A 26,148-nucleotide genomic window follows, 5' to 3' on the forward strand; every position below is an offset into this window, starting at 1 on the left:
TGTCATTAAAGAATACCTGTCAGCAGAACATCGCCTGCAGTAACCTTTGACTCTTCGGTCTCAATGACCTCCAGGTACTGTTCCGTATTGGTGATAATAATTGGTGTCTCAACGGAGTATCCTGCTTTTTCAATCTCTGCGATATCAAATGAAACCAATTTCTGACCTTTTTTAACACTGTCGCCCTCGTTTACAAAAGCCTCGAAATGCTTCCCTTTCAATTTTACCGTGTTAAAACCAATATGAATCAATACTTCCATACCTTCATCGGATACTAATCCTAGGGCATGCTTGGTAGGAAACAAAGTAACAACCTTACCATCAAAAGGAGCTGTAAGCTCTCCTTTTGCAGGACGAATGCCGATGCCTCTGCCCAATAATTCTTGCGAAAAGGCTTCATCTTGAACTTCTTTGATTGGAACAATTTCTCCCTGCAGAGGGCTGTACATAGTATTTCTTCTGGATGTGCTTGATTTTTTGTCTTGCTCTGGACTTTTGGGTGATTCTGCTGCTTCGTCTTTAAACATGAACATCGTAAAAATGAAGGCTGTGATCATGGTAAAGACTACTCCGATGACAGCTATCATTAGGTTGGTTAAACTTGGATCTTTCGGATTGATCATCGTTAATGCTTCAAATACTCCTAATCCTCCAAACGTAAACTCTCTTAAGTTAAAGAGCCCATAAAATCCTCCTGCAATCCCGGAAACAATACAGCTCATGATAAACAACTTTTTACGAGGGAGAGTTATACCGTAAATTACTGGTTCTGTAATCCCAAATAGCGCTGAAATAGCTCCAGGAATCCCTAAAGCTTTCAGATTTTTATCTTTGGTTTTGATAATGATCGCAAGAACTATCGCTGCCTGGGCAAAAGATGTAGCAAAGGCAGTAGCCATCAAAGTGTCGGATCCAAGGGTCGTAATATTATTTATATATAATGGTATGATTCCCCAATGAAGTCCAAAAACGACGAGAACCTGCCAAAGTAATCCCATTAATGTCCCTGCGAGCAATGGACTAAAATCTCTAACTCCCAATATTCCTTGTGCTATTGCTTCAGAAGCGTAAGTTGCAACCGGCCCGATTAATAAGAAGCCTAATGACAAAGACACAAACACCGTCACCATCGGAACAATAAAAAACTTAATAACATCCGGTACAATCTTATCTAGCACATACTGGATCTTCGAAGCAAAGTAAACCACAATAATTACAGGTAGAACTGATGATGTGTAATTCATACTTATTAGCGGAATTCCAAACAGATCTATATAGACGGGTGAACTAAACAATGTGCCGCTAAACACGTTATAAAGCGGGTCTCTCGAGCCAGTCAGTGTATCCAATTGAATAGCAGGGTAACACATGGCTAAACCGATCAAAATTCCAACAAACGGTTGAACCTTGAATTTAACAGCTGATGTATAGCCTAAAAACACAGGGAGGAACATAAAAAAAGCATCCCCCATGGCATTTATAACCATGTAGGTTCCACTGTCTGACGAATACAAACCAAGAAAGCTAAATAAAGTGTTAAGTCCTTTTAACAAACCAGCAGCGAACAGCATACCAAGTATAGGTTGAAACAGACTCGATATGATATCAATAAATGCATCGAACGGTTTCTTTTTCTTTGTAATGGTCTCTGTAGATGGATGAGAGCTATTATTTTCTAACCTTGCGGAAGACAGAACTTCGGAATACACCTCAGAAACATGGTTTCCGATCACAACTTGAAATTGGCCGCCGGATCTTACAACAGTGACTACACCGTCAACTTTTTTCATTATTTCATCGTTTGGAATGGAATCATCCTTTAAGTGAAATCTTAATCTGGTTACACAATGGGTGAGATCAGCAATATTTTCTGCTCCCCCCACATTTTTCACAATCTCCCTAGCTAACTTTTCATACTTTCCCATTTTCTTTACCTCCATATTCTATTAAAAAATAGATTGTGAAGGGTTTGGCCAACTTAATGTCACCATCCTGAATTGCGTTTAATTCTCACCTCCTTCAAAGTACCCGATTTCAAGAATTCGTTTTGTAAACCACTCTTTGAATATGAACGGTCAGGTAAAGCTTCTCTTCGTTTGTCAGGTTATAGTTATAGTTGTTTTTAATGTAGGTTTCAATTTTTTCCACACATTCGAAGGCATTCTTGTATTTGGATTTGATAACATCCAACAAGTCCTGATCGCTTTCATCTTCGTGCATGTTACCGCTGATTAATCTTTGCGCAAAAAATTTTAAATGGGAGATAAAACGATAAAAATAAACCGACTTTTCATCAAATTCAATTTGAAAATAATATCTGACAATGTTGCTTACTTCTTGAATAATCTTGGTTACGCGGTATATATCCTGACTTTCTTCCCTTTCTTCAGCATTGACAATGTGCAACGCAATAAACCCGGCCTCATCCTCAGGAAAATGAATATCAAAACACTCGCGAATAAATTGCAGAGCTCTCTTTCCAACCTCATACTCATCAGGGTAAAACCTCTTTATATCCCAGAGCAATGCGTTTTTGAGGGTAACCCCCTGCCGAAAACGATTCGCAGCCGCAAAAATATGGTCGCTTAACGATATATATATACTTTCATTTAATTTTTTGCCTAACGTTAATTTGGCGTAGTTTATGATTTTGTCACTGACATTAAAATAATCAATCGGAATTTCGGTTAGAAGCTCCTGGAGCCTGCTAAATACTTCCTTGGTGGACAGGGAGTAAATCTTATCAATGATTTCCTCATTAATTGGATCGCCGATTTTTTTTTGATACGCTAATCCTTTGCCCATTACTATGACTTCCTGTCCAAGTTGATCGCGAGTTACCGCCGCATTATTGTTAAGGATTTTATGAATCACCATGGTTCAACCCTCCTTGAAACAAATAAAGACCTACCTGCACATATTGAAATGAACGCTATCGATAAGCGCTAAATCAAATGTGCAAGTAGGTCTAGCTTGTAATTAAACAATCACTATCCTTATCATGCAAGCTTATTATATCCGAGAATAACTAATTTAGCAATTCGAAAACGTTATTTGTAAAGATCATTTGTTGCGATTTCCAAATTATCAGAAACCCGGATACGATGGGCCCATAATATTGCCAAGACTCGTAAAAGCTGAGTTAAGACCCGCAACATAACCCTGCTGATCCTTGGCAACCATGGACATTTTCGTACTGATCGCCGGACGTCAAATGTCCATCGTCAGGAAAATAATGAACGTCACGGCAAAAATCAGCCAGAATTTATGAACGAATAACGTCAGAAGAATAAACAGACTCGCAAAGAAAAGGCACACCAATATGACACGTTTATCGCCAAAGCGTTTCAAGATCCAACGGAACGCCGTAGCCTGAATCCCAGCGCCGGCTATGGAGCCGAACGTAATAATAAAGGCGATATCCTTAAGCTCGAACCCAAATTTTTGATCGACAAACAATCCGAGTGGGGGATGAAAAATCACAAATTGACTTTTGGGACTATCCCGAATACCTCTCTTTCCAATAATTCCTCCGGTTTTTGGCCGATCGGATCACTGTGGAAATAATTACGAATGACTCCATCTTTGACATAGTTAGCAATGGACACCATAATCATCCCTTGATCAAGCGCAAGATAAGCTTTAGCAAGTTCTCCTGTGTCTACATTCACTGAATCATAGAAACCGTATTTCCCGTGCATATTGAAGTCCTTTAAAGCTTTGATATTTTTCCGCACAGCTTCAGGTGCATAATCCAGAGCAAGAAATGTTGCATGTGCAGTTACGGTTGCTCCATCTTTATAGCCTGATGTACCCAACGGTGTTGCTGCAAACTCACTATATCCTGTTGGAGTTGCAGCCGGCGAGAAGCCCCATGCAGAGTATCCTTTTTCCTTGGCATAGGCGATTTGCAGCTCTACATGACGTTTATTATTCAACCCCAATGCTTGTGTGCCAAGCTCTTTTTCTTTCAAAACGATTCCGGGCATTAGCCCTTCAAACATACTTCCTCCCCAGCTCGGTACGAACTTTACACCCTTGTATTCATAGCTTCCCTCGAAAACGGTCACTTCATCGTACTGCGCGTTTTGTCCTTGCGGAATCTGAGCCTGCCAATCCCATTCTTGCGGCAATGTACGATACATTTTCCACCAATGCTCCTTAGGCACGTCTCCTTTTCCGATGGCAATATAGCTTGCAACACGCGGTTCCGTGTAAAACATTCCGTAATGATGATCGGTCAGTTTGCCTTGAGCAACATCATAGCCGCCGCGGAACTGGCCGACTTCCGGATCATATAATGGTGTATAGTTCATATTCTCAACCAGCTTGCTTGTTTGACCGTACAGCTCTTCGTAGGCTTGCCCAACGACAATTAAGCCTGCGGAAAGCCAGCCGTTATCCACCTGAGAGATAAATTGTCCCCAATCTTTCTTAATGGAACCGTCATCTGTGTTGTACCAGTTATAGAACAGGCCGTTCCATTTTTCCAGCTTGTTGAGCGTATTTAAAGTGATTTGAATGCGCTTAACCGCTTCTTTTTTTGAAATAATGCCCAATTGTTGTGCTGAAACGGTACTCATCATATACATGCCGATATTTGTCGGCGAGGTGTGCTTTGCTTCCTTTACTCCGTCTTCCGTGATGCGCACTTCATCGTAGGTCATGCCCGTGTTTGGATCCGTATGGTCCTGGAAGTACTTATAGGTTTTATTTGCAACCGCTTTCAATTCTGCGTGAAAAGCATTTTGGGTTCCGGCGTTACTGGCTGAAGCCATCGGAGCTACAATCAGATTTGCTAAAAGGCCAACGGTCAACATGAAACTAACGAGTCTTCCATTCTTCATTCATTTTTCTCCTCTCGAATTATAATTTTATCGAAACGTTTCAATATTCTGATCAAACTTTGCTATACAGATCAAACTAAAAAACGCCAAGCGCTCATATTGAGACGCAACTCTCCTTTGAAACCGCTTGGCGCTTATATGCTGACGCATCAGCTTATGCTTTTCTCACCGAATCGCCTTTGACCAGAATCACGTATATCCGCTCATGCTCTACCGGTTCCCCGGCCAGCATGTTCAGCAGCTGCTCGGAGGCTAGTGCTCCCCACTTGCGTTTGGAGTAATCGATCGTGGCCAGTCGCGGTACCGTGTATTCGGCCAATTCGATGTTATCGAAGCCGATCACGTGAATGTCCCTGCCGATCTCATAGTCGGTATGCTTCACCGCCTTGTAGAACCCGATCGCCATCTCATCATTCAAGCAAAAGACGGCCACGGGAGAAGTATATTCCCGCAAAATCTGCTCTGCTGCGTGTTCCCCGTCGTCTTTGTTAAAATTCCCTTCGATTTCAATCAGCTGCACCCCGTCGAAACGGGCCACCGTCTGCTTCACCGCCTTCAGCCGCTGCTTCGAGTCATACGAGTCCTTTGGGCCCGTTACGACGTAGAGCTCGCGGTGTCCCTGCTCGATCAGATACTCGATAGCCAAAGCGGCGCCTGCTTTGTTGTCCAGCAGCACTTGATTGATGTTCGGGTGACTCAACTCGCGGTCGAGCACCACAATTTTATGCCCGAGATCGGCGTACTTGAGCAACTCCCCACTGGAAAACGTCGCGTCCAAAATGATCGCTCCGTCGACCATGCGCTCCGGAAGGAAGCGATGGGATTGCTTGCCGCTGCACACGACCATGTCGTATCCTTTCTGGTTGAGCACCTCTTTGACACCCTGCAGCAGGTCTCCATAAAACCCGCCGCTGTAGTCGGTTAAATATACGCCAATAACTTTGGACTCCCGGGTTTTTAAGGAGCGTGCAGCAGCATTGGGTACATAGTTCAGTTGTTCGGCGATGGCGAGGATTTTTGCGCTCGTCTCGTCCGTGACTTTCGGGCTGCCGTTTAATGCAAGGGATACCGTGGAGATAGAGACTCCGGCTTGTTTGGCAATGTCCTTAATGCTAACCACAAATTTCTCTCCTTAAAGTAGCTGGTTCAAAAAATTGTCTTCTCATTATGAAGTTAAATTGCAAGCCGATTCAGCTTAGAATTTCGAATCAGCGGAATCAGCGTTTACATAAAGATTTCGACGACATTATGTTCATTCGATCCTTCAGCCACGAAATCCTGCCGACTGAGGCGAACGCCGCCACTGCGGTAAAATCCGGGGTTCTCCCGAACGGGGACATCCCGGCCGTTGATCCGCACCCGGCGTCCCTGGCCGTCCATGCGGTAAACGAAGCAAGTTGGAATGTCCAACCAGGCGAAGTCAAATCGCAGCCCGTCCAGATGCGGCGGCAGCACGGGATCGATGACGAGCTCTTCACCATGGCGACGAATGCCTAAACAGTTGGAAATCAGTTGATTCATATAGATCCCCGAACCGCTGGAGTAAATCCGCCAGCCGCCTTTCACTGGCACGGTGCCGCTCCGCAGCTCGTCAAAGCGCTCGTCCGCTTCGTAACGGGTGGCGAACTTGCCGTCCGAGCTGCTGAAGTATGCATTGCTTTGCCGCCATTCGGCGTTCGGCACAACGTCCTTCAGGCCGACCGGATTGATCATATGCAGCCCTCTCCAGGCTTCCTCAGCTTTCCCCAGCTTGGCCATCGCTTCGATGAAACGGATATGAGCGTGCACATACTGCAGTCCGACCTCACGTCCAAAGTTGGACGCTTGCTCCGCCCGCTTGAAATGCGTGCTGACGCCGCCCCGGTATTTCGCTGGACGGTCCATCAGGCGCACGCCATCCGGATAATACAGCTTTTCCTTGATCAGGGCATAATGCGCTTCCGCCTGCTCGGCGGTCAGCAGCTCGGCGATCATGCTGCGCGTTATCGGCAGCAATCGGTAGCGGATTCCCGTTTTCGTATCTGCCGGATGCAGCATCAGTTCGGCTTGTCCCGGTTCTTCCATGTATACGAACCCCGGAATCACTTCAGTGCCCAGCATGTATTTGTTAAAGTCGCGTTTGATGCCCGCCGCAAGGTCCGCGAGTTCGGTGGCCCATGCCTGCTCTTCAGGCGGCAACGCCTCCGCCAGTTGGCGGAATGTTTGGTATGTCAACGCCACCGTCCAGCTGCTGATCATGTACCGCTTGAGCTGGGCATTAGCCGGCTGAAGCGTATCGTCCCAGTCGCCGTCCCCGTAGGACGACAAAAACGTGTCATGCAGGAAATGGCTGCGGATATAGCCGATTTCCTTTTTCGCATGTTCACGGATCGTCGCTTTGTCCGCAGACGGATCAAAACTTCCTTTTACTGTGTACGGCACCTCTTCATCAAGAATCCCGTAATCCCCGGTAGCCGCCAAATAGTCGCCCAGCACCTTCAGCGGCCATACGATGATGTCGCCGTGGCTTTCCTCCTGCTGGATTCGGGAATAACGATCAAACATGAACCACTGCGGCCAATTACCATCCTCTTCGTATTGGTGCGCATACACCGTTTTGAGAATGTCCTTGACCACCCCGTATTTTTGCGCGGCCAAAAAGTATTCCGCAGGTCCTTGACACACATCACGCGTTCCCCAGGCCGCCCCGCCGTATTGCTCCAGCCCGTGGGGCACAGAGAAGTGCACCAGCATGTTATGCGTGTACCACCAAGCGAGCGCATTTAGCTTCTGCAGCTCCTCCGCAGCTTCCCTTTCTGCCGTCAAGCGGAAACCGTTCATGACCTGTCCTAAAAAATCGCGGTAACGCGCGATCTCCTCCCGCTCCCCGCGGCTGGATAACGGCGGTTCGCCGCCGTTCAGCAGTCCTTGCACGGTCAATGTCCAATCCGCGCTTGCTTCCGTTTCCAGCACCACCAGCGAAGAACTGCCCTGTGCCGCTCCGGGAGCCAGCTTGCTTTCATCAAACCGTTGGAAGTCCGTGCCCGTGACATGCATCCGGTAGGCCAAATCCGGATAAACCGACGCTGAAAGCGCTGCGCCGTCGGCCCGGAACGTCAGCGTTCCTTCACCTTGCTCCATCCGGTATGGCAACAGGAATTCATGATCGTTCATAACGATCTGATTGGTTACCAAATACCGGTAGGTCCGCCCCTTGGCAGAAGCGACGCGCAGCGTCAATTCCGGCGCATCCACCGCCGTGTAGTTCGTCACAACGATCGTGTCGTCCGGTGTTTTATACGTCCAGCGTACATAGTTGAAGCCCATCTCGAACATCGAGGGCATCGTCAGCAGCCGGTAAACCCCGTCCATTTCCACGTAAATCCGCTGTCCCGACGCCTTGGAAACGTTCAGCGCGTTCCGTACGTTGGAAATGAGCTTATGATACGACGTATTGCCTACTACAATTTGCGAATTAAAAACGCCGTACATATAAGATGTCGTCGTGATGACGTCCCTGTCTACCCGATCATTGCCGCCCGACATCAGGATCATGCCGTGCGGGCGCTCCACTCGAAGCTCTTTTTCCTTCAATACAACATGCTCGTGCGTATCCGTGAAAAAAGACAGAAGCACGCCATCCTCGCGCTCCTCGTGATGACGTCTTGGAAATAACACTTCGAGTTCGGCTTCATTCATCGATTCGGTACGCAGCGGTTCGCCGATCGCCGCAGCCCGCGATACCGTTTCTCCCACAGCGGCGGTATCCGCCGCCGAAACCGTAGCTACTCCAGATTCAACTCTGTTCCAAGCATCCTCTATCAGCTCTTCGTACTCCAACGCTTCGATCGCCGCGGGATGGTCTTCCTGAATCAATCCGTAAAATACGAACCGCGCTGCGCCGGACAATGTTACCCGTTCCGACTGTAATGCAGTGTACGCAAATTCGTATTGATAGATACTGTTGGCCATGTCAAGTCGGGCCAGCGCTTCGGGCTGGTCGGTTTCCTTATATGACAACCCGAAAAACTGGAAGCCGTCGGTCGAATAACCGATCGCTTTGGTCAGCGAACCTTGCTGCAAATACGGGAATTTCCCTTGTTGTGGCTGGTTTTGCCGGGAACAGACAACCATTCCCCGGCGTGCATGCCTGAAGACCGCATGGTCGATATACTGCGATAAGTAGGCTTCATTGCTGCGCACGACCTCTTGTTCGGCGATGCCAACATCCTGTCCATACACGATGTCGATCTCGCACGGTGTGCGCCCCTCCAGCCGGACGTCCCAAAACCAAACGCCCCGCGGATCCAGGGTCAAAACGATCCGGTAGCGAATCCCCACCGCCTCGCCGTCCCAAACAGCCGCCGCTGCACCGGCTTTCACCCGGCCGTTCGAGCGGACGCCAAGCAAAGGAACCGCTTGAATTCCTTCTGGATGGTGCAGCCGCAAATAAAGATTGTTCAATGAACCTTCCACCAGACCAGATAACAACTGATTGATCATCGTTTCCCGGTATTTCATTTCGTACATATCGCCGCTATCCCATAACGTAAAGGCCAAATCCCCCGCTTGAAGGACCGTTCTCGCCTCTTTTGCTGCCATAATACCCCACTCCCTAATTCATATACATCTATCGAAACGTTTCAATTATCGGAATAAGTGGATTATATATCGAATCCTTGAATACGTCAATTTCAATTGAATGCGATTACACAAATTATCGAAACGTTACGATGAAGCCAATTTAATACTTTCGAGAAACTTTCGTCACCGAAAAAAATATATTGAATGCGATTACATTCTGTTTTATAATTAATCGAAACGTTTAAAAAGACTCTTTTTTAAAATTATAGAATTTATAAATTTTCAGCGGAGCTGAGCGATTCTATAATCGCAGGAAAAATTTCCGCTAAGCGCGGTCCGTCTTCTTTGAACTACGTCGGTAGACGTTTTTCTTATCAAAATCGAAACGTTTTTAAAGTCGTACTGCTTACATCGGCACACGATTTAGTTTACTACAAGGGGGCGATTTCACTCGCATGACCAACAAGGAGGTGCTTATCCCTTCAAGAGGGTACTTACAGCTATCATTATAAGAAAGGACGATCCTTATGTGGAAAAAAACTGCAACGACTATTTTGGCAAGCTCGCTGCTTCTCACCGGTATTCTTACAGGATGTGGTTCAAACAATAACGCGGATTCCGGCAGTAATAAGCAGGTAGAAATCAATGTGTGGGCGATGGGCGATGAAGCCAAATCACTGCCACAAATCGCCGACGAATTCATGAAGGAAAACCCGGATATCAAGGTCAACGTTCAGGCACTGCCATGGGCCAATGCGCACGACAAACTGCTGACGGCAGTCGCTTCGAAGAAAGGACCGGACGTCATCCAGATGGGGACATCTTGGATTCCTGAGTTTGCCAACGCCGGAGCTCTGCTTGACTTGACTCCCCTGGTGGATCAATATCCCGAGTTTAAAGAAGATCAATTCTTTGAGGGTGCCGTGAACACGACGAAGTATGACGGTAAAATCGTTGGGGTTCCGTGGTATACCGAAACCCGCGTGCTGTTCTACCGTACCGACCTGCTTAAAGAAGCAGGATACGAGCAAGCCCCGAAAACCTGGGACGAGCTGCGTGACGCCGCCAAAAAGCTGGCTGCTCGCGGACAGGGCAAATACGGCATCACGATCGACATGAAGGAGCAATCGCTGGCATTTATGTTTGCCCGCCAAAACGGCTCCAAGCTGCTGGACGACCAAAACAAACCGCTGTTCAACCGGCCGGAGTTCGTGGAAGCCGTTGTATATCTGGACGGATTCTTCCAGGATGGTTCGGCTCCGATCGACCTGGGGCTGGACGCAGTGCAAGGACTTAGCGGCGAAGGCATTGTTCCGATGTTCATCAGTGGTCCCTGGAATATCAACCTGATTAAAACTCAAGCACCGGATCTTGAAGGAAAATGGGCAGTTGCCCCATTGCCAACCAAAAAGAATAACACCTCCTTGCTGGGCGGCTCCGATTTGTCGGTATTCCAATATACCGAACATAAGGATGAAGCATTGAAGTTCATTCAATACATGAGCAAACCGGAAACACAAATCAAATGGATGCAATTGACCAAATCGCTCCCAACCAATTTAAAAGCATGGGATGACCCATCCCTGAATGACGATCCGAACTATCAAGCGCTTAAAGAGCAGTTGAAAAACTCCGAACCGATGCCGATGTTGACAACGTTCGAGGAAACTGCCCAAACCTTTTTGAAGAGCTTTGAACGTATCGTGCGCGGAGGGGCAGATGTCCAAAGCGAAATGGACACTTTTAACGCCGAAGCGGAGAAAATCCTCAGCAAATAACAGCAGATCCGCGACCGCCAAAATCCGCCGACCGGGCTGTCGGCGGAACGCGGTTTGATTTATGTGAAGAAGCGCCTAAACAAAGGAAGTGATCGTTAATGAAAGGTTTATCGCAAAAAAACGCCCCTTATCTGTTCATTGCGCCGACTTTGATTCTGCTGGCGCTATTTTCGCTGCTGCCGATCACCATCGCACTCATCATCAGCTTTACCGACATGGATATGGCCGGATTGGCCGACTATTCGAACATCAGCTTCATCGGCTTTGATAATTACAAAGAAGTATTGCAAGATTCTTCTTTTCAAAAATCGATTTTTAACACCTTGTTCTACGTCATTATCGGCGTTCCGCTCGTGATTGTCATTTCCCTGATGATCGCTCTGATGATCAACGCTGGCAGAGCCCGCATTTTCAAAGCGTTCCGGGTCATTTTCTATATGCCGTCAGTCACCAACGTCGTGGCGGTCGCCGTCGTCTGGAGCTATCTGTACAACCCGTCGCTAGGGCTGCTCAACTATATTTCAACCTCGGTTGGCCTGGATCCCGTGCCTTGGCTGCAGGACCCGGTCATGGCGAAAATTTCACTGATCATCCTGGCCATTTGGCGGGCCATTGGCCTTAACATGCTCATCTTCATCGCCGCGCTCAAAGGCATCTCGAGGACGTATTATGAAGCGGCTCAAATCGACGGAGCCAGTCCCTGGCAGCAAACCTGGTCAATCACGATCCCTCTAATGCGCTTTGCCATCTTCTTTGTGTCGATGACGACGATGATCGGCTGGCTGCAGTTCTTCGAAGAGCCGTTCGTCATGACCAATGGCGGCCCGCTGGACGGGACGCTGTCCGTGGCCTTGTTCATTTACAATAACGGTTTTCAATTCAGCAAATTCGGATATGCTGCGGCAGGATCCTTTATTTTGTTTTTCGCGATTATCCTGATTACGCTTGTGCAATATAAATTTCAAAACAAGGAAGCGCATGTCTAATGCAATCCCAGGAGGTGTATAACGCATGAAAACCAGAACCTCAGGTGATACATCGCTGCAATGGCTGATTGGAATCCTGCTGGGCGTGCTTAGCCTGCTCATGCTGCTGCCGTTCGTTTGGATGATCTTGTCCTCGTTCAAGACGGAAAGCGAAGTGGTACAAATTCCACCAACGCTGTGGCCGCAGCAGTTTACCTTGAACAACTTCAACGAGCTATTTGAAAATATGCAGTTCGGCGTTTATTTGCGCAATACGTTGATCATCGTCGCATTTTCCTTTCTCGGGTTGTTCCTGAACGCATTGGCTGGCTTTGCTTTCGCCAAATACCAGTTTAAAGGCCGGGATGGCTTGTTCTACCTCGTGCTGGCCACCATGATGATTCCCAGTCAGGTCACGATGATTCCGGTCTATCTGATCCTGAACATGATGAGTCTGACCAATACCATGCTGGGAATTGCGCTTCCGAGTATGGTTGGCGCCTTTGCCATCTTCTTGTTTCGCCAGTTTATGTCGACTATTCCCGACGAACTGCTGGAAGCAACGCGTTTGGATGGTGCGGGAGAGTTCCGCATCTTCCTGCAAATCGCCTTGCCGATCTCTAAACCCATCCTTGCTGTGCAGGGGATTCTGGCCTTTATCGCTGGCTGGAACAGTTTCCTCTGGCCGATCATTATCGCCAACGACGAGAAATTGTATACGCTGTCGGTCGGTTTGCAGCTGCTAAAAGGCCAGTACGCAGGAAATTTCGCGCTGCAGATGGCAGGCTCGGCGTTTATGGTTGTGCCAATCATCATCATTTTCATTATTTTCCAGAAACACATTATCGAAAACTATTCGATCTCGGGGATGAAGTAATCCTTAACCGCCCAATATTCCCCAAATCAAAACTAAATGTTTTTTAACAAGTCCAGTACGTTATTAAAATGAATTTCGCTCAAATGTTCGATAACTTCTTCAACTCCCAAATGCTCTGGATCTAAAATCCACATACAAATCACGCCGACTAGCCCTGACATCATGTATTCCAGGCCGATTTTCGTTTTTGGATTAGGATTAAGATAATGACCACCCATACCCGAAAGAATAAAATCTTTTAAAGCTTCTTTTAAACGAGTTGAGAAGTTAAGCTGACCATTCTGACTAAGCATCGTTCTAAAGAAAACAATGTCGGCTTCTATAGCTTTAAACATTTCATTTAAGATGGAGATAAACATTTCCTTATCTATTGCATGGATCCCTTTATCTTTCTTATCCAAGCTAAAGCAAACATTTAATTTTCCCATGCTTGCCTGACATAAATTTTCCATCAAATCAGGTTTGTCCACATAGTGTAAATAAAAAGTGTTTCGATTGATCATGGCTTCGTCGGCAATGTCCTGTACGGTTATCCGTTCGTAGCCTTTATTCTGAACTAGCGTCAAGAAGGCTTCTTTAATAGCTTTCCTTGTTTTTAAAATACGTAGGTCTACCTTGTCTTTACCCATTTGTAAACTCTCCATCCAATAAAAATAATAGTCAAATCAAGAAAATATGACTATTAATTGTCACATCGCTGAATATCGACCATTGAGTGGTTTAATTCTACGTTCTACAATTGAAAACGTCAAACGCAATAAAATTCATCCATTCAAAAAGGAGATAAACGCATGAAAACAATAGCGATCATTGGAGCAGGTAAGGGATTCGGATTGTCCTTGGCCAAGCGCTTTGGCAAAGAAGGCTTTCAAGTAGCATTAGTTGCGCGAAATGCCGTGAAGCTTCAAGAGATGGTAGACGAACTAAAAGCTGCGGGTATTGAAGCTTCTTCTTTTACGGCTGATATTTACAGTAAAGAACAAATTGAAAAGGCAATTACCAGAGTTAAAGAGAAGTACGGACATATTGATGTACTGGAATTCAGTCCTACACCGGGTAATTTCCCTCCGACTTCTGTATTGGAGCTAACGGTGGAAAATGCAAGGGACCAATTTGAAGGCTATGTTGTCAGCGCCATCCATGCCGTAAATGCTGTATTGCCGGATATGCTGTCCAAGAAGGAAGGTGCTTTGTTGTTTACAACAGGATTATCCGCACTGTATCCCATTCCAATGATGGGCAATATCGGTATCGCAATGTCAGGCTTGCGCAATTATATTGCCAATCTTCATAGTGAACTGTCGCTTAAAGGTATTTTCGTTGGTCACCGATCTTTAGGTTTATTTATTAAGGAACCAGGGACGGGCACATTCGATGATCCAGATGTTATTGCAGACATGTGGTACCAAGCCTATACAGAAAAGAATGCATGGGAAGAAGAGTATCCCAAAGGCGTTACTCCTCAAACCGTCGTATTCTAAACAAGTACGGAGTGCCTAGCGCTCAGGCTCACTTTATGAAGGAGGGTATTTTTGCGCCCAGTTAAAATGGTACGAGATGAGAATGGCACAGAAGTAATTACTGACTACAGTGTCAGATATGATGATGAATATGTACGCCAAAACGGAACTTGGTTAATAAAGGAACGCATTGCTCACTTTATCATTATAGAAGCAAGACCATTACAGGGCTAACATTCTAAACTATTTTCTAAAGCTCAACTTTCGCAGAGCACAAATCCAATTAAACCTTTGTAGCTACTGGGTTCTGAGGAATTCGAATTCTCTCCTTGCCAGTTTGCCAATTGCATGCTGCGAAAGTTGAGTTAAGTGCTTGACAGTCAAGCCGCCCGTTGACTGTGGCGAGGCATGTGAACTCGCTGCCCGGGAGCTTTGCATGATTATCCCGTTGGATCAGGTACAGAAAAATAGAAAACCGGGAACCGAAAATATACGAAGTGAGGCACGAAAATGCCTGTGGTTACGCTATTCGGGATCATCAAATGGGTCTATTATTTTTTTGATCGTACCTTATGGAGCAACAGATCGGTTCGAGATGAGGCGATCTTAGGAGAAAGCAGAGCGTTTAGGTGATGTGAAACGGACTGAGAGTCTGAGCAAAAGGGATAATCATGCAAAGCTGTATGGAGAGACAACAGGCATCAGGTAACGGACACCAAACACCATAACACCATACCCTATAGACACCCGTCTCACTCTGGATGCCAGACTCTGAGCGGGACGAATCCCCTTCTTCCAAGAAAGCTAGAAAAAAGCTATCTGCTGATTCAGCGTCAACTCCAGCAGTGAATCTCCGTTTTGCCCAGTTACATCAAGGCCTGTTTGCTGATTTCATGCTGCGAAAGTTGGGCTACAAGGAATACATAATTTTTTCACATCCAGTTTAACCGCACTTGCTATATCCACAACTGCTGCAGGTCTTGCATCCCTCGATATTAAGCAGCGAGGCCGAGCCACAGGACGGGCACAGATCGCGGGATGTCGCTGTTTGGTGGCTGTACCCCGCTCCGTCTTCGCCGCCATGATTGGATTCAAAAACGCTTTCCTCCTGTGCCAGTGTAGCCGCAATCGGGGCTGGTGTGTCCAGCTCATGCTCCACAATCCCGCTCTGTATATGAATCTCTAGCGCCTTCGCCACCGCATCAGCAATGGATTCGACCCGGTTCACCCCAAAGCCGATCGCCCCGGAACCGCCGATGCCCTTCAGATGCTTCACGAGCAGTTCTACTTTGTGGCCATGGTCGCCGTAACGCAGGAAGAGCGAGCATACCCGCCCCAAGGCTTCCGCCATTGCGAACACGTCCGAGCCAGCCTTACCGACGTTCAGGAAAATTTCTGCCGGTGCTCCGTTCAGGTCGTTGATCGTAATATAGGCCATGCCGAACGGGGTGTTGATTTTGTAGGTCGCTCCGCGCAGCACCTGCGGGCGGCTTTTATACTGTTTATCTACCACTTTTCCGGCGGGTTGAATGGCCACCTCTGCTGTTGTCGGTATCGGTGTCGGTACAGATTCTTTCGCTTCCCCCTCCTTCTGCGGCGCATCCGCGGTCCCCTCATCTTTTTTTTCGGTAGACAGCACCTGTACGTCCCGGCTGCCGTCGCGGTAAATGGTCACACCTTTGCAGCCCAGATCAAACGCCAGCTCATACAGCTTTTTCGTCTCTTCGACCGTAAAGTCAGCCGGACAGTTCGCCGTCTTCGAGATGGAGCTGTCCACCCAGCGCTGGATGGCGGCCTGTACCCGGATATGATCCTCAGCGGACAAATCCATGGCCGCGACAAAGTAATCAGGCAGCTTTTCTCCCGGATGAGCATCCAGCCATTCCTGGGCGATCGGCACGAACTGCTCGTCGAAGCCAAGCCGGCTCTGCCGGAAATATTTGAACGCAAAGTACGGTTCAATGCCTGTGGAGGTGCCCACCATCGTACCGGTGCTGCCTGTCGGCGCCTGGGTAATGACCGTGACGTTGCGCATGCCTTTGGCAGCGACCGCTTCTGCGACTTCGGGATATACCTCGATCATGTTTTTCATGAACCCGCTCTGCACATATTTCTCTGCATCAAAAGTCTGGAAGGAGCCTTTCTCCGCCGCGATATCCGCAGAGGCTAGGTAGGCTTCACGCGCCATAAAACCATACAGCTTATCCAGGAACTCCAGCGATTCCGGGCTGCCATAACGGATGTTCAGCTTGATCATCAGCTCGGCCAATCCCATCGTGCCCAGCCCGACACGGCGCTCTTTTTTCTGATTTTTCTCATTTTCCGCAAAATGATACGGCGTCTTGTCGATGACGTTATCGAGGAAACGGACTGAGTATCTCGTCGTCTGTGCCAGCTCTTCCCAATCCACATCATGCCGCTCTTCATCGTAAAATTTCGACAGGTTGATGGCGGACAGATTGCAGACGCCCCAGCCGGGAAGGCCCTGTTCCCCACAGTTATGAGCCACCATTCCCCCGGCAATCAAGGAGTTGGTTTCCGGCTCATGAATATCATATACGGTAACGACATCACCTTTTTCGATCTTGTTTACCTTTGAGGCGAATTTTTCCGACTTGCGCGAAGGTCTGGCAATCCGCTCCAACGCCTGCTGTTTTCTTGTCACAAATTTGAAGCCGATCTTTTCTGCAAAAACGACCAGGTTGTTGCCGTTCACGATTAATTCATAAAACCCGGAGCTGGAATAAATGGAACTGCTGATTCCATAATTCAGCAAGAGCAACTGTACTCCCTGCAACAGCTTCCGCGAGGCCGAAGTTAATCTCGCTGTCCGATGCATCTCATCCCGCTCATACACCGTACCATCAGCGGAGAACAATGCTTGCAGAAAAGCAGTGACGGTAGCTCGGGACGAAGTGAACAGTGCAGAGGGAACTTCTTTTTCTGTAGCCCTTACTGCCTTAACCCCCAATTCATAAAGCTGCTCAACAAGCGCTTTCCGCCACCAATACACTTGTTTAGTACCGTTGCTTCGCTCGAAAACTTTGGCGGTAACCCCTGTTATTCTCTCTCCTGCCTTAAGCAACTGGGGGATAACTTCGCTGTCTGCCGCTCCAAACACCATTCCAACATCTCCACGCTTGGAGATCCAGCCGTCTCCTGTCAGCCATCCAAGGAAAAGCCCCCACTCCTCGCCAAGTGCATCTTGGGCTGCAAATCCTCCCTCACCAGACTGCAAGTAAACGTAATCATTTGTGGTTAATTGCGCTGCCTCTTTCCATCCATGATTGGTGTACAAACGATGCTCGGGAGTCACTGAAATCTCCATGCCGTTTTTCAATGAAATGTTCAAGGTTTCTCGTTGTCCCGTAGGGAAGACGGTAGCTGTCCGCATTCTTAACCCAGGAACCTCGTAGCTTCTTCCCCCTACAACTTTCGCTTGCTCCACGAGCCTTAAATCTGTTCCGACAAGAAAAGCTTCACCTTTTGTTTTCTTATATAAGTCTTCGATGGTGATGAGCCCATATTCCGTTGTAATCCGTGTGTTCGGGTGAAAGCACGGATTCGTACAGATAATCGGATTGAAATACCAGCTGTTGGACATCTGGTTGTAGTATTCCATGAACACAACGCCAGGCTCAGCGGATTTCCAAGCCGATTCGATAATCGTATGCCAGATTTCGCGTGCTTTGACTGTCCGGTAGTGAACAACCTTGCGTCCGGCCTGCTTCCATTTGTCCAGATCGCCATCCCATAGCTCGTCATAATCCAGCGCACTTGTATCCGGGAATACCAGCTCCCAGTCCAAATCCTCCTTGACGGCTTTCATGAAGCCGTTACTCACGCATACCGACAGGTTCGCGTTGGTCACCTGCCCCATCGTCTGTTTGACGGTGATAAAATCCAGCACATCCGGATGCCAGTCGTTCATCATAAGCATTAAGGCTCCCCTCCGGCTTCCCCCCTGCTCGATCAAGCCAGTCGTATAGCTAAACAGACCACCCCACGAGACCGCACCGCTGGAAGAACCGTTCACTCCCTTCACGATAGCCCGCCGTGGGCGCAGGGAGGACAGGTTGATGCCCACACCGCCGCCGCGTGCCATAATTTCCGTCATTTCGGTCAGCGTCTCCATAATGCCACCCCGGCTGTCCTTTGGCGAAGGGATGACATAACAGTTGAACAAGGTTAGCTCGTCGCTTGCCCCCGCTCCTGCCGCAATGCGCCCTCCGGGCACCAGCTTCCAATCGTCGAGCAGGTAGCGGAACTTATCACGCCATTCCTCCTGCAGCTCCGGCGTCTTCTCCACCGATGCCATCGCCTGGGCGAGCCGGTCCCACATCTCCTCCGGTGTCTTTTCTATATTCAATGTCAGCTTCTCTACGTCAGTCTCAATCATTTCACCCCAGCGGGTGCGGACCGTCACTTTTTTCCCCTCACGGCTGACAATTTCGCCTACCTCCTTGGTCGGGAATTTGGGGTCATCCTTGGTTAGGACAAGCACGACGTCGCCAGCCTTGGCGTTGTTTGTATCCGCATCCTTCCAGGCGTAGCGGTCCAGAAATATTTTTTCACTCAAACCTGTCAGTCTCTGCTGCGTCGTTTTCAAAGAATCAGCCTCCCAATCGTTGTGATGATTAGAAATCCCGTATAAGTCCGGTCATCTATTAATAACCGCCCAGGCGCTGGCACAAAACGGATTTCCACAACCAAATCACAATATATTGTGTTTGAATTTCATTTTAACATACCATATATAGGTTTTATCATTTCGAAATTGTGAATTTTGCAGAGGGTGGATACTTCATTTCATAGCATTGCTCTGCCAATCTTCCACGGCCGGTTATGAACTCTCTGCTTTAAGTCCATACTAATGCCTACGAGTGTACAGTGCCGCTGTCATTAGCCTCAGGAGGGAGGAACTATTGTGAGACCGACAACAAATTCAACTGCTGCTCCGTCCGGGCATGGGCTGCCTGTCCCTGTCCATTTCGACCGTTCATGGGCGGAAGAACTGGATGCAAGAGTACGAAAAGGAGGACCCTGGGGAGACTGGGAGCTGTTCAGGCTTTCTATTGAAGCGGAAGAGGCCAACATCGTGCCAAGCTTCGATGAACTCCAGTGTCTGAAGCATCTGCAGGAGCTGACCCCTCTCCCGCATCAACTGGATACGGCCCGCAGGGTGCTGTTTGAAATGTCCGGACGCGCCATTCTCGCTGACGAGGTCGGACTTGGCAAAACGATCGAAGCCGGCATGATTCTCAAAGAATATATACTACGCGGCCTTGCGTCCAAAGTGCTGATTCTGGTGCCTGCTTCGCTGGTGCTGCAATGGGTACGGGAGTTGAACAGCAAATTCGGCATTTCTGCCGTCGCCCAGAAGAAGGCCCATTCCTGGTACTCCGACGTGGTCGTTGCCTCCATGGACACCGCCAAACGCGAGCCGCATTGTGATATTTTGCTGGATACGGATTATGATTTGCTGATCATCGACGAGGCGCACAAGCTGAAGAACAAAAAAACGACCAACTACCAGTTCATCACGAAGCTCCGTAAAAAGTACTGCCTGCTGCTGACGGCGACTCCGGTACAGAACGACTTGTCCGAGCTCTTCAACCTGATCACCCTTCTTAAGCCGGGGCAGTTGGGAAAACAAGGGGATTTCTCAGCCAATTTTGTCGTCGATAAGCGTCTTCCCAAAAATGAGGAGCAACTGAAAGATGAATTATCCAAGGTGATGATCCGCAACCGGCGCGGCGAAGGGCCTGTGCAGTTTACCAAACGGCATGTCTCCAATATCACACTGACACTTTCGCCTGACGAACAGAACCTGTACGATGGCGTAACCTCGTTCGTTAGAGATCAGTACCAGGCGAACGGCGGCAATCTGAGCAGCATGCTGTCCATGGTGACACTGCAGCGGGAGGTATGCAGCAGCCGTGACGCGGTATTCGTCACCCTGGTAAACCTTGCCAAGAAGCTGGCCCCCGATTCCCCGCTGCGCGACCGCATTTGGGAGCTTGTCGCAGCGATCAAGGCGATCAAGTCCAATACGAAGGCGGAAAAAACGCTTGAGCTGATCCGTAAAATGAACGATAAAGTCATCATTTTCACAGAATACCGGGCCACACAGGAGTATTTGCTCAATTACTTCAGAGAACGCGGACTGACGGCCGTTCCTTACCGTGGGGGCATGAACCGGGGACGCAAGGATTGGATGATGGATCTGTTCCGCGGTCGGGTACAGGTCATGATTGCTACCGAAGCCGGTGGCGAAGGGATTAACCTGCAGTTTTGCAGCCAGATGATCAATTTTGATCTGCCCTGGAACCCGATGCGGGTTGAGCAGCGGATCGGCCGTGTGCACAGACTCGGACAGCAGAACGATGTCCACATTTACAACCTGTCCACGACAGGCACCATTGAAGAGCATATTCTTAACCTGCTGCATGAGAAAATCAATATGTTCGAGCGTGTCATCGGCGGCCTGGACGTCATTCTCGAACGGTTCGAGCAGCGCGAATCCATTGAGAAAAGCCTGTACAAAATTATACTGGAATCCGGCAATGAGGATGAAATCCGCAGCAAGCTTCATTTGCTCGGCCATTCCCTTGATGCCATCCAACAAGAAGTAGAGCGGGAGGGTCGCAGTTTGCCGCTGAAAGGAGAATGTTAACTTGTCCATGAGTACTGACGATATCCATTGTTATGTGATGTCCTACCTGCGCTCCACTGGCTGCAGCATTATTGAAAAGTCACCGGCACACGTCACCGTCAAGCTGTCTCCCGAGGCAGACAAAGCGCTGACGAACCGGCCGTATTACTGGGGTTATGTCGAACGTACCGGCGTACCGCCGGAAACGATGTCGTATACCTTCGTATTTGATCCGGCCGCTTACGAGCAACTACAGCAAGCCGCTCCACCTGTAGATGCAAATCCCGATCCGAACAGAATGCTTGCCCGATACTTTGGAACGGCTCCTGCACTGCCCCAGCTCGGTCCCAACCGCATCTTGCGTGAGGATGTCAGCTTTGGCAGCAGAAGGCTGCAGCAGATTTTCGCCGCCGCCCGCGAAGGCGGCCGCTATGTCAACCTGTTCGAGCAGGCCGATCCCCAGCAGCTTGATGCACGCAGACCGGTAAAATATGAACCCTGGTTGGGGGGTTGCTTTAAGGTGGAATTTGTATGTGACGTGAAGCGGGAGGAACTGCACTTTCTCGGCATCTCCATGAGGACGGGACAGATCGAGAAGGATTTCGGTAAGCTGCTCGTTGGCAAGGAGCTGAGCCCTCAGCTTGCCGGGAACATGCACATCCCCCCGGTCAAGCTTCCGCTTGCTGCTGCGGTGACGCAACTGGAGTCCTATTTAATAGAAGAAATCCGGGGGCGGGATTACCGGTGGTCCGAGCTGGCGAGAGAACGCCTTGCTGAAGAACTGGCGATGATTGACCTGTATTACGAGGATTTATTGAAGGAGCCTGACGAGACCAAACGGACGACCCTGCAAGAGCAGCACAACGCCCGCCGCCAGGAAATGTCCTGGCAATATGAACCGAAGGTGCTGATTTCCGCTATTAACTGCGGCCTCTTTCATCTCCGCTGAGGACATATCCTTTCAAAATTCAGCGGACTGAGCCGCAGGGTGCCATCATTCGTCCGATTCAGGCTCCCCGTTTCCCGGCGAAAGGCATTCGGCCTGCAAATCGACAGCAGCATACGCCTTTCTTTATGACTTGTCCGGCGACACCAAGCGGCAGTATTCTCACCGCACCCGGTTTATGCTTAACTTGCCACACAGCAGATAAGTTTTTTATGAAAGAGGTGGGTATCCATGAGACGCAGAAACGCATCGGGCAAAGGTCCGGGACTTCTCGCAGCGGCCATTATCGCTTTTACGGCTGCAGGGCTATGTTCACTACCGGTCCGTGCCGAAATCAGTGGACAAGCCTTCGTCCCCTCCGATTCATCATCGCCAGCGTTGCCAGAAATCCAGGGACATCAAAGCCAACAGGCCACTCATAGCAAGCATGAAGCGGACAGTCTGTTGAGCCAAGTCATGCCTTCCGGGGCCGCTCCCCAGGCCGTCAAGCTCACTGCGGAAGCAGCCCAGGCCTCACTTGCCGCCCAACCGTCGTTCAAGGGGTGGAAGAATGCTAATTTAACCTTCAGTCCGCTCGGCCCCGGAACGCACGCCTGGCTTGTGCTGGTGCAGACAGCAGGAGAGTCTGCGGGCTATATGATCATAAGCCAGGGCAAGGACGGTTCACTCCAGTTAAACGAATACGGAACCGGAAGCCTGCCTCCCTTCAGTCTGAATGTATTAAAGCCTGTCATCGAATCACTGGCCGCGGCTGCTCAGACCACCACGAAAAATATCCGGGTGATACCGGTATATGAGGAGCCTGCTCTGGTTTATTGGACCGTACAATCCCCCGCCTGGGAGCAAACCTTATATATAGACGCTTTTACCGGACAGGATCTGCCATTGGAAGAACCCGGCTGGAGAAGCAAGCTCGAACAGGCGGCCAGCTCGGCCGGTATGGCTTCTCCACTCACGGATTCCGCATTGACGGATACCTATTCTTCCTTAGCCGATCACAACCCCTACGCCGATCTGGCATGGGTACAGCAAAAACCGCTTTCTCTCCAGAGCAGCAGTGAATTTGAAGAAGCGCTGCAAGCATCTCCTAGGATGATTTACAGCGCCCAAGGGCTTAATTATGTATTTAACTCTCCATTTACTGTAGGCGGATACCAGCAGTGGTCTTCCGGTGATTCAGCAACGGACGGAATCCTTTACGTACGAACAGAATACACCGGACAAATGACCCGTTACCTGCCGTTTAGCCGCCTTGCAGCCGCTGGAGCATTTTATACGCTGGAGAACGAAGGACATTAAGACCATACTAACCGAATAGCCCGTTCCTGATCCGGACTCGGGCTGTCGGTTATCAGCCTTATCATCGGCTCGCCTTCTGCTTTCTGTCTCCACTCCGTGAAGATTTAATCCACATGGAGAATGAGAACGGAAGCATCCCGAACCAGCGGGTTCGCCACGACTCCTTCTCCATTTTCCGGGCGCGCCGCACATCCCGGGGCTGCTCCATATACTTTACGACCTGCTCTGTAATATACCGGACAAGCTCATCGCCTTTAGCCATATGATTAACCTCCCTGCCTCCCTTTCGGGACAGCCTTATTTCCCCTCCCATACTCAGCATGCGCATTTCCCCCTCAGTCTAAACCGATTTGCAAGCAGCATGTATGAATTTCCAAAAATTGAACATATTATCACCAGACTATCCTGTTCCCGGGGGCGATGATTTCCGGGGCCGGGAACAAATGATTGCTGTTGAAATACAACACCTTTAGGTGTTATTATGAGAAACGAAACCAAAAGGTGTTATAAAAACCAGGAGGTGTACGATGTCAACCCAAGGAGCCTTACCTGAAATTCGTAAAACTGTAATTCTTAATGCTTCTATTGAAAAGGTATGGAAAGCCGTCGCTACATCTGAGGGCATTGCAGCATGGTGGATGCCCAATACATTTGAGCCTATTGCAGGACATGAATTTGTTCTTCATGCCGGCCAATTTGGCGATTCCCTCTGTAAAGTCACCGAAATTGACCCACCCCATCATGTTGCATTCCATTGGGGAAAGGACTGGCACATCACTTTTGAACTGTCTGAGCTGGAGCAGAACAAAACGGAGTTTACGCTCATTCATTCCGGCTGGGATGAAGCTCAGGTTACCGAGTTTGGACAGCCTCATCCGGTTATTCGCGGCATCATGGACGGCGGCTGGGAAAACATTGTCAAAAATCTGCTTGTTCATTATATCGAGGATTAGATTTGGGGTCTCCTGCATTAAAGCATGACGTATTTCAGGCCATCGCCGACCCCACCCGCCGCAAAGTGCTAAAGCTGCTTGCAGATCAGGACATGGCCATTGTAGCTATATCGGAGTGCTTTCCCCTGTCACGCACGGCTGTTAACAAGCATTTGCATATTTTGTCCGCTGCCGGTCTTGTCAGCAGTGAAAAAATCGGCAGAGAGACAAGGTACAGACTCCAACCCGAACCTCTCGCCGAAGTCAGGGAGTGGCTCTCTTTCTTCGAAGCGTATTGGGATGATAAGCTGGAGCTGCTCAAAAGCTACGTCGAGAACGATATGGATTAATAGTTATTTTATAGGAGTTATGGTATAGTCCCACTAATGTTAGACTGACGGTGATAAACCCCATTATTTGAATGCCATTATGAAGGGTGTGAGTGAATGCAGAACGCTAAGAAGCTGTATTACGGAGAAAAGATTACGGTGACGTTTCAGCCAGAGAAATGCATACATTCCGGTGTTTGCGTGCAAGGATTTCCTTCGGTTTTCAATCTGGACAAGCGCCCTTGGATAGACCCTGATGCTGCCACGGCAGAGGCTATTGCCCAACATATTGACAAATGTCCGAGCGGAGCCCTGGAATACGAGCTTCTTGACGAAGATAAATCGGACAAGAAAGAGGAGCATAACAATGCATAATGTGATTCACGATACGGCCAACAAACGGTTTTTGATTTCGGACCATGACGCTATGATCGCTGAAATGACATATGTAGTCTCCAGCGCGAGCCTATATATTATCGATCATACCTTCGTAGATGCTGCTTACCGTGGACAGGGACTTGGAGACCTCCTTCTCGAAGAAATGGTGAAGTATGCAAGGGAAAACGAAATTAAGATTTTGCCCTTATGCCCGTTTGCTAAAGGCAGGTTCCAGGAGCGTGCCGAATTAAGAGATGTTCTTCATCATTAGAGTTGCCGAAAAAACAATCGGACCGGACAAGGATACCCCCTGCCGATCCGATTGTTGATTTTTGAATATAGACCAGCGGAGTCCATTTGACAGGATTAGATGTGAGGGGCTACTGTTACGTTATCGAACTTCACGGTGTTGCCAAAGCCTCCACGTAGGCCTATCGTCCCTCTGCTATATGTCGTATCGGTATAATTCAGCTTCAGCACATTGTCGAGAAACACTTGAATTTTGCCGAAATTTTTAACGACCTTCAATTTGTACGCAGTCCCTGTGGATTCATTTTCGGGACGTTTTACGAGCCGTTGTACCTTGCTGAGCTATTTACCGCCAAGGCTATTCGATTTGTTTAAATGTGTCGTCAAATGCATCCTCCATTTGACCGGCCTCATCGGAAACCACGAAGAAGACAAATCGTCCCTTCGTCTTCAATACATGATTTTCGACCAAAAAATATTCGTTTGGGCGATAGCTTTCAAATTTTATTTTTTGCGCGGCAATTCGCTCCTCTATCTTCTCTTCGACGATTTCCGTCTGAGATTGTTCCTTTACCTTGATCACAACCCATTCGTCTGCTTTCACATTCGATACAGAGGTATAGAGAATAAAATCCTCCACGATATCCGCATCGAGCCTATACAATTTCTGCAGTTTTTTCAGATCCCCTTTTTTCATCTCTTTCAGATCCGCTGTCTGTTCGATTCTCTTGCCCACTGCAACGACCGAAAGTTTTTCCGTCGCCTCGCTGCCCCGGCCTGAGCATCCAGACAGAACACCGAGCACAACGACCATTATAAGAAAAAAAGAGAGAATGCCTCTTTTATTTATGCCTCGTTTTTCCATTACAA

22 protein-coding genes and 1 pseudogene are annotated in these 26,148 nt (G+C 48.5%); 12 read left to right on the forward strand and 11 right to left on the reverse strand.

Translation table 11 applies throughout. The features are described from left to right. Window positions 1-5: 5 nt before the first annotated feature. From OIN60_RS12865 to OIN60_RS12890, 6 genes and pseudogenes are all read right to left on the reverse strand, one after another. Window positions 6-1,925 (reverse strand): beta-glucoside-specific PTS transporter subunit IIABC, encoded by a 1,920-nt coding sequence (locus OIN60_RS12865; protein ID WP_305755252.1) that lies wholly within the window; start codon window positions 1,923-1,925, stop codon window positions 6-8. A 109-nt stretch (window positions 1,926-2,034) separates the two neighbouring features. Continuing rightward, entirely contained in the window at window positions 2,035-2,877 is an 843-nt protein-coding gene (licT, locus tag OIN60_RS12870; protein ID WP_305755253.1) for a BglG family transcription antiterminator LicT, read from the reverse strand. Between the two features lie 213 nt (window positions 2,878-3,090). Further along, a pseudogene (locus tag OIN60_RS12875) lies at window positions 3,091-3,462 on the reverse strand (MFS transporter); the annotation flags it as partial. A 17-nt stretch (window positions 3,463-3,479) separates the two neighbouring features. Beyond that, window positions 3,480-4,847, reverse strand: a complete 1,368-nt coding sequence (locus OIN60_RS12880; protein ID WP_305755254.1) for a glucoamylase family protein — start codon at window positions 4,845-4,847, stop codon at window positions 3,480-3,482. Window positions 4,848-5,001: 154 nt separating this feature from the next. After that, entirely contained in the window at window positions 5,002-5,967 is a 966-nt protein-coding gene (locus tag OIN60_RS12885; protein ID WP_305755255.1) for a LacI family DNA-binding transcriptional regulator, read from the reverse strand. A 104-nt stretch (window positions 5,968-6,071) separates the two neighbouring features. Continuing rightward, complete coding sequence (locus OIN60_RS12890) at window positions 6,072-9,428, reverse strand: GH36-type glycosyl hydrolase domain-containing protein (protein ID WP_305755256.1); 3,357 nt, start codon at window positions 9,426-9,428, stop codon at window positions 6,072-6,074. 509 nt (window positions 9,429-9,937) lie between these two features. On the opposite strand from OIN60_RS12890, the gene OIN60_RS12895 reads away from it, so the two are divergent. The 3 genes from OIN60_RS12895 to OIN60_RS12905 all read left to right on the forward strand — a co-directional run bounded on the left by OIN60_RS12895 (window position 9,938) and on the right by OIN60_RS12905 (window position 13,030). Next, on the forward strand, window positions 9,938-11,188 hold the full coding sequence (locus tag OIN60_RS12895; RefSeq protein WP_305755257.1) for a sugar ABC transporter substrate-binding protein: 1,251 nt from the start codon (window positions 9,938-9,940) through the stop codon (window positions 11,186-11,188). A 98-nt stretch (window positions 11,189-11,286) separates the two neighbouring features. Next, window positions 11,287-12,174 carry a carbohydrate ABC transporter permease gene (locus tag OIN60_RS12900; RefSeq protein ID WP_305755258.1) on the forward strand — a complete coding sequence of 296 codons (888 nt, stop codon included), beginning with the start codon at window positions 11,287-11,289 and terminating at the stop codon, window positions 12,172-12,174. 25 nt (window positions 12,175-12,199) lie between these two features. Continuing rightward, window positions 12,200-13,030, forward strand: a complete 831-nt coding sequence (locus OIN60_RS12905) for a carbohydrate ABC transporter permease (protein WP_305755259.1) — start codon at window positions 12,200-12,202, stop codon at window positions 13,028-13,030. Window positions 13,031-13,062: 32 nt separating this feature from the next. Here the strand turns inward: OIN60_RS12905 and OIN60_RS12910 are convergent, their stop codons facing one another. Further along, window positions 13,063-13,659 carry a TetR/AcrR family transcriptional regulator gene (locus tag OIN60_RS12910; protein WP_305755260.1) on the reverse strand — a complete coding sequence of 199 codons (597 nt, stop codon included), beginning with the start codon at window positions 13,657-13,659 and terminating at the stop codon, window positions 13,063-13,065. Between the two features lie 162 nt (window positions 13,660-13,821). Here OIN60_RS12910 and OIN60_RS12915 point away from each other — a divergent pair, with 162 nt between their 5' ends. Both OIN60_RS12915 and OIN60_RS12920 read left to right on the forward strand, forming a co-directional pair. After that, the gene (locus OIN60_RS12915; protein ID WP_305755261.1) at window positions 13,822-14,511 is read left to right on the forward strand and encodes an SDR family NAD(P)-dependent oxidoreductase; all 690 of its coding nucleotides are present in this window, start codon (window positions 13,822-13,824) and stop codon (window positions 14,509-14,511) included. Between the two features lie 51 nt (window positions 14,512-14,562). Beyond that, a complete protein-coding gene (locus OIN60_RS12920) occupies window positions 14,563-14,724 on the forward strand; it encodes a nuclear transport factor 2 family protein (protein ID WP_305755262.1) in 162 nt (53 codons plus the stop codon). A 709-nt stretch (window positions 14,725-15,433) separates the two neighbouring features. On the opposite strand, the gene OIN60_RS12925 is transcribed toward OIN60_RS12920, so the two are convergent. After that, window positions 15,434-19,099: a ribonucleotide reductase barrel domain-containing protein gene (locus OIN60_RS12925; RefSeq protein ID WP_305755263.1), complete on the reverse strand. Its 3,666-nt coding sequence runs from the start codon at window positions 19,097-19,099 to the stop codon at window positions 15,434-15,436. 318 nt (window positions 19,100-19,417) lie between these two features. Here OIN60_RS12925 and OIN60_RS12930 point away from each other — a divergent pair, with 318 nt between their 5' ends. From OIN60_RS12930 to OIN60_RS12940, 3 genes are all read left to right on the forward strand, one after another. Beyond that, window positions 19,418-21,166 carry a DEAD/DEAH box helicase gene (locus OIN60_RS12930; RefSeq protein WP_370872482.1) on the forward strand — a complete coding sequence of 583 codons (1,749 nt, stop codon included), beginning with the start codon at window positions 19,418-19,420 and terminating at the stop codon, window positions 21,164-21,166. Between the two features lies 1 nt (window position 21,167). Then, on the forward strand, window positions 21,168-22,094 hold the full coding sequence (locus OIN60_RS12935) for a YqhG family protein (RefSeq protein ID WP_305755264.1): 927 nt from the start codon (window positions 21,168-21,170) through the stop codon (window positions 22,092-22,094). Window positions 22,095-22,322: 228 nt separating this feature from the next. After that, window positions 22,323-23,390 (forward strand): hypothetical protein, encoded by a 1,068-nt coding sequence (locus tag OIN60_RS12940; RefSeq protein WP_305755265.1) that lies wholly within the window; start codon window positions 22,323-22,325, stop codon window positions 23,388-23,390. A gap of 61 nt (window positions 23,391-23,451) precedes the next feature. Here the strand turns inward: OIN60_RS12940 and OIN60_RS12945 are convergent, their stop codons facing one another. Continuing rightward, a complete protein-coding gene (locus OIN60_RS12945) occupies window positions 23,452-23,652 on the reverse strand; it encodes a YqzE family protein (RefSeq protein ID WP_305755549.1) in 201 nt (66 codons plus the stop codon). A 265-nt stretch (window positions 23,653-23,917) separates the two neighbouring features. On the opposite strand from OIN60_RS12945, the gene OIN60_RS12950 reads away from it, so the two are divergent. From OIN60_RS12950 to OIN60_RS12965, 4 genes are all read left to right on the forward strand, one after another. Further along, complete coding sequence (locus OIN60_RS12950) at window positions 23,918-24,343, forward strand: SRPBCC family protein (protein ID WP_305755266.1); 426 nt, start codon at window positions 23,918-23,920, stop codon at window positions 24,341-24,343. 2 nt (window positions 24,344-24,345) lie between these two features. Further along, window positions 24,346-24,672 carry a metalloregulator ArsR/SmtB family transcription factor gene (locus OIN60_RS12955; protein WP_305755267.1) on the forward strand — a complete coding sequence of 109 codons (327 nt, stop codon included), beginning with the start codon at window positions 24,346-24,348 and terminating at the stop codon, window positions 24,670-24,672. Between the two features lie 96 nt (window positions 24,673-24,768). Continuing rightward, window positions 24,769-25,026 carry a (4Fe-4S)-binding protein gene (locus OIN60_RS12960; RefSeq protein ID WP_305755268.1) on the forward strand — a complete coding sequence of 86 codons (258 nt, stop codon included), beginning with the start codon at window positions 24,769-24,771 and terminating at the stop codon, window positions 25,024-25,026. Next, window positions 25,019-25,300 carry a GNAT family N-acetyltransferase gene (locus tag OIN60_RS12965; RefSeq protein WP_305755269.1) on the forward strand — a complete coding sequence of 94 codons (282 nt, stop codon included), beginning with the start codon at window positions 25,019-25,021 and terminating at the stop codon, window positions 25,298-25,300. Before OIN60_RS12960 ends, OIN60_RS12965 begins: the two co-directional genes overlap by 8 nt. Window positions 25,301-25,395: 95 nt before the next feature. On the opposite strand, the gene OIN60_RS12970 is transcribed toward OIN60_RS12965, so the two are convergent. Both OIN60_RS12970 and OIN60_RS12975 read right to left on the reverse strand, forming a co-directional pair. Continuing rightward, window positions 25,396-25,557, reverse strand: a complete 162-nt coding sequence (locus tag OIN60_RS12970; protein WP_305755270.1) for a hypothetical protein — start codon at window positions 25,555-25,557, stop codon at window positions 25,396-25,398. Window positions 25,558-25,636: 79 nt separating this feature from the next. After that, entirely contained in the window at window positions 25,637-26,143 is a 507-nt protein-coding gene (locus OIN60_RS12975; protein WP_305755271.1) for a DUF4358 domain-containing protein, read from the reverse strand. Between the last annotated feature and the right edge of the window lie 5 nt (window positions 26,144-26,148).

It is taken from the genome of Paenibacillus zeirhizosphaerae, assembly GCF_030705605.1.
Lineage (GTDB): Bacteria > Bacillota > Bacilli > Paenibacillales > Paenibacillaceae > Paenibacillus > Paenibacillus zeirhizosphaerae.

Excerpts from the sequence above, each read along its gene's own strand:
- OIN60_RS12900 (WP_305755258.1), top strand. The coding sequence starts at position 11,287 with ATGAAAGGTTTATCGCAAAAAAACGCCCCTTATCTGTTCATTGCGCCG.
- OIN60_RS12895 (WP_305755257.1), top strand. The coding sequence starts at position 9,938 with ATGTGGAAAAAAACTGCAACGACTATTTTGGCAAGCTCGCTGCTTCTC.
- OIN60_RS12975 (WP_305755271.1), bottom strand. The coding sequence starts at position 26,143 with ATGGAAAAACGAGGCATAAATAAAAGAGGCATTCTCTCTTTTTTTCTT.
- OIN60_RS12960 (WP_305755268.1), top strand. The coding sequence starts at position 24,769 with ATGCAGAACGCTAAGAAGCTGTATTACGGAGAAAAGATTACGGTGACG.
- OIN60_RS12910 (WP_305755260.1), bottom strand. The coding sequence starts at position 13,659 with ATGGGTAAAGACAAGGTAGACCTACGTATTTTAAAAACAAGGAAAGCT.
- licT (WP_305755253.1), bottom strand. The coding sequence starts at position 2,877 with ATGGTGATTCATAAAATCCTTAACAATAATGCGGCGGTAACTCGCGAT.
- OIN60_RS12890 (WP_305755256.1), bottom strand. The coding sequence starts at position 9,428 with ATGGCAGCAAAAGAGGCGAGAACGGTCCTTCAAGCGGGGGATTTGGCC.
- OIN60_RS12865 (WP_305755252.1), bottom strand. The coding sequence starts at position 1,925 with ATGGGAAAGTATGAAAAGTTAGCTAGGGAGATTGTGAAAAATGTGGGG.
- OIN60_RS12915 (WP_305755261.1), top strand. The coding sequence starts at position 13,822 with ATGAAAACAATAGCGATCATTGGAGCAGGTAAGGGATTCGGATTGTCC.
- OIN60_RS12965 (WP_305755269.1), top strand. The coding sequence starts at position 25,019 with ATGCATAATGTGATTCACGATACGGCCAACAAACGGTTTTTGATTTCG.
- OIN60_RS12880 (WP_305755254.1), bottom strand. The coding sequence starts at position 4,847 with ATGAAGAATGGAAGACTCGTTAGTTTCATGTTGACCGTTGGCCTTTTA.
- OIN60_RS12905 (WP_305755259.1), top strand. The coding sequence starts at position 12,200 with ATGAAAACCAGAACCTCAGGTGATACATCGCTGCAATGGCTGATTGGA.
- OIN60_RS12940 (WP_305755265.1), top strand. The coding sequence starts at position 22,323 with ATGAGACGCAGAAACGCATCGGGCAAAGGTCCGGGACTTCTCGCAGCG.
- OIN60_RS12950 (WP_305755266.1), top strand. The coding sequence starts at position 23,918 with ATGTCAACCCAAGGAGCCTTACCTGAAATTCGTAAAACTGTAATTCTT.
- OIN60_RS12945 (WP_305755549.1), bottom strand. The coding sequence starts at position 23,652 with ATGGCTAAAGGCGATGAGCTTGTCCGGTATATTACAGAGCAGGTCGTA.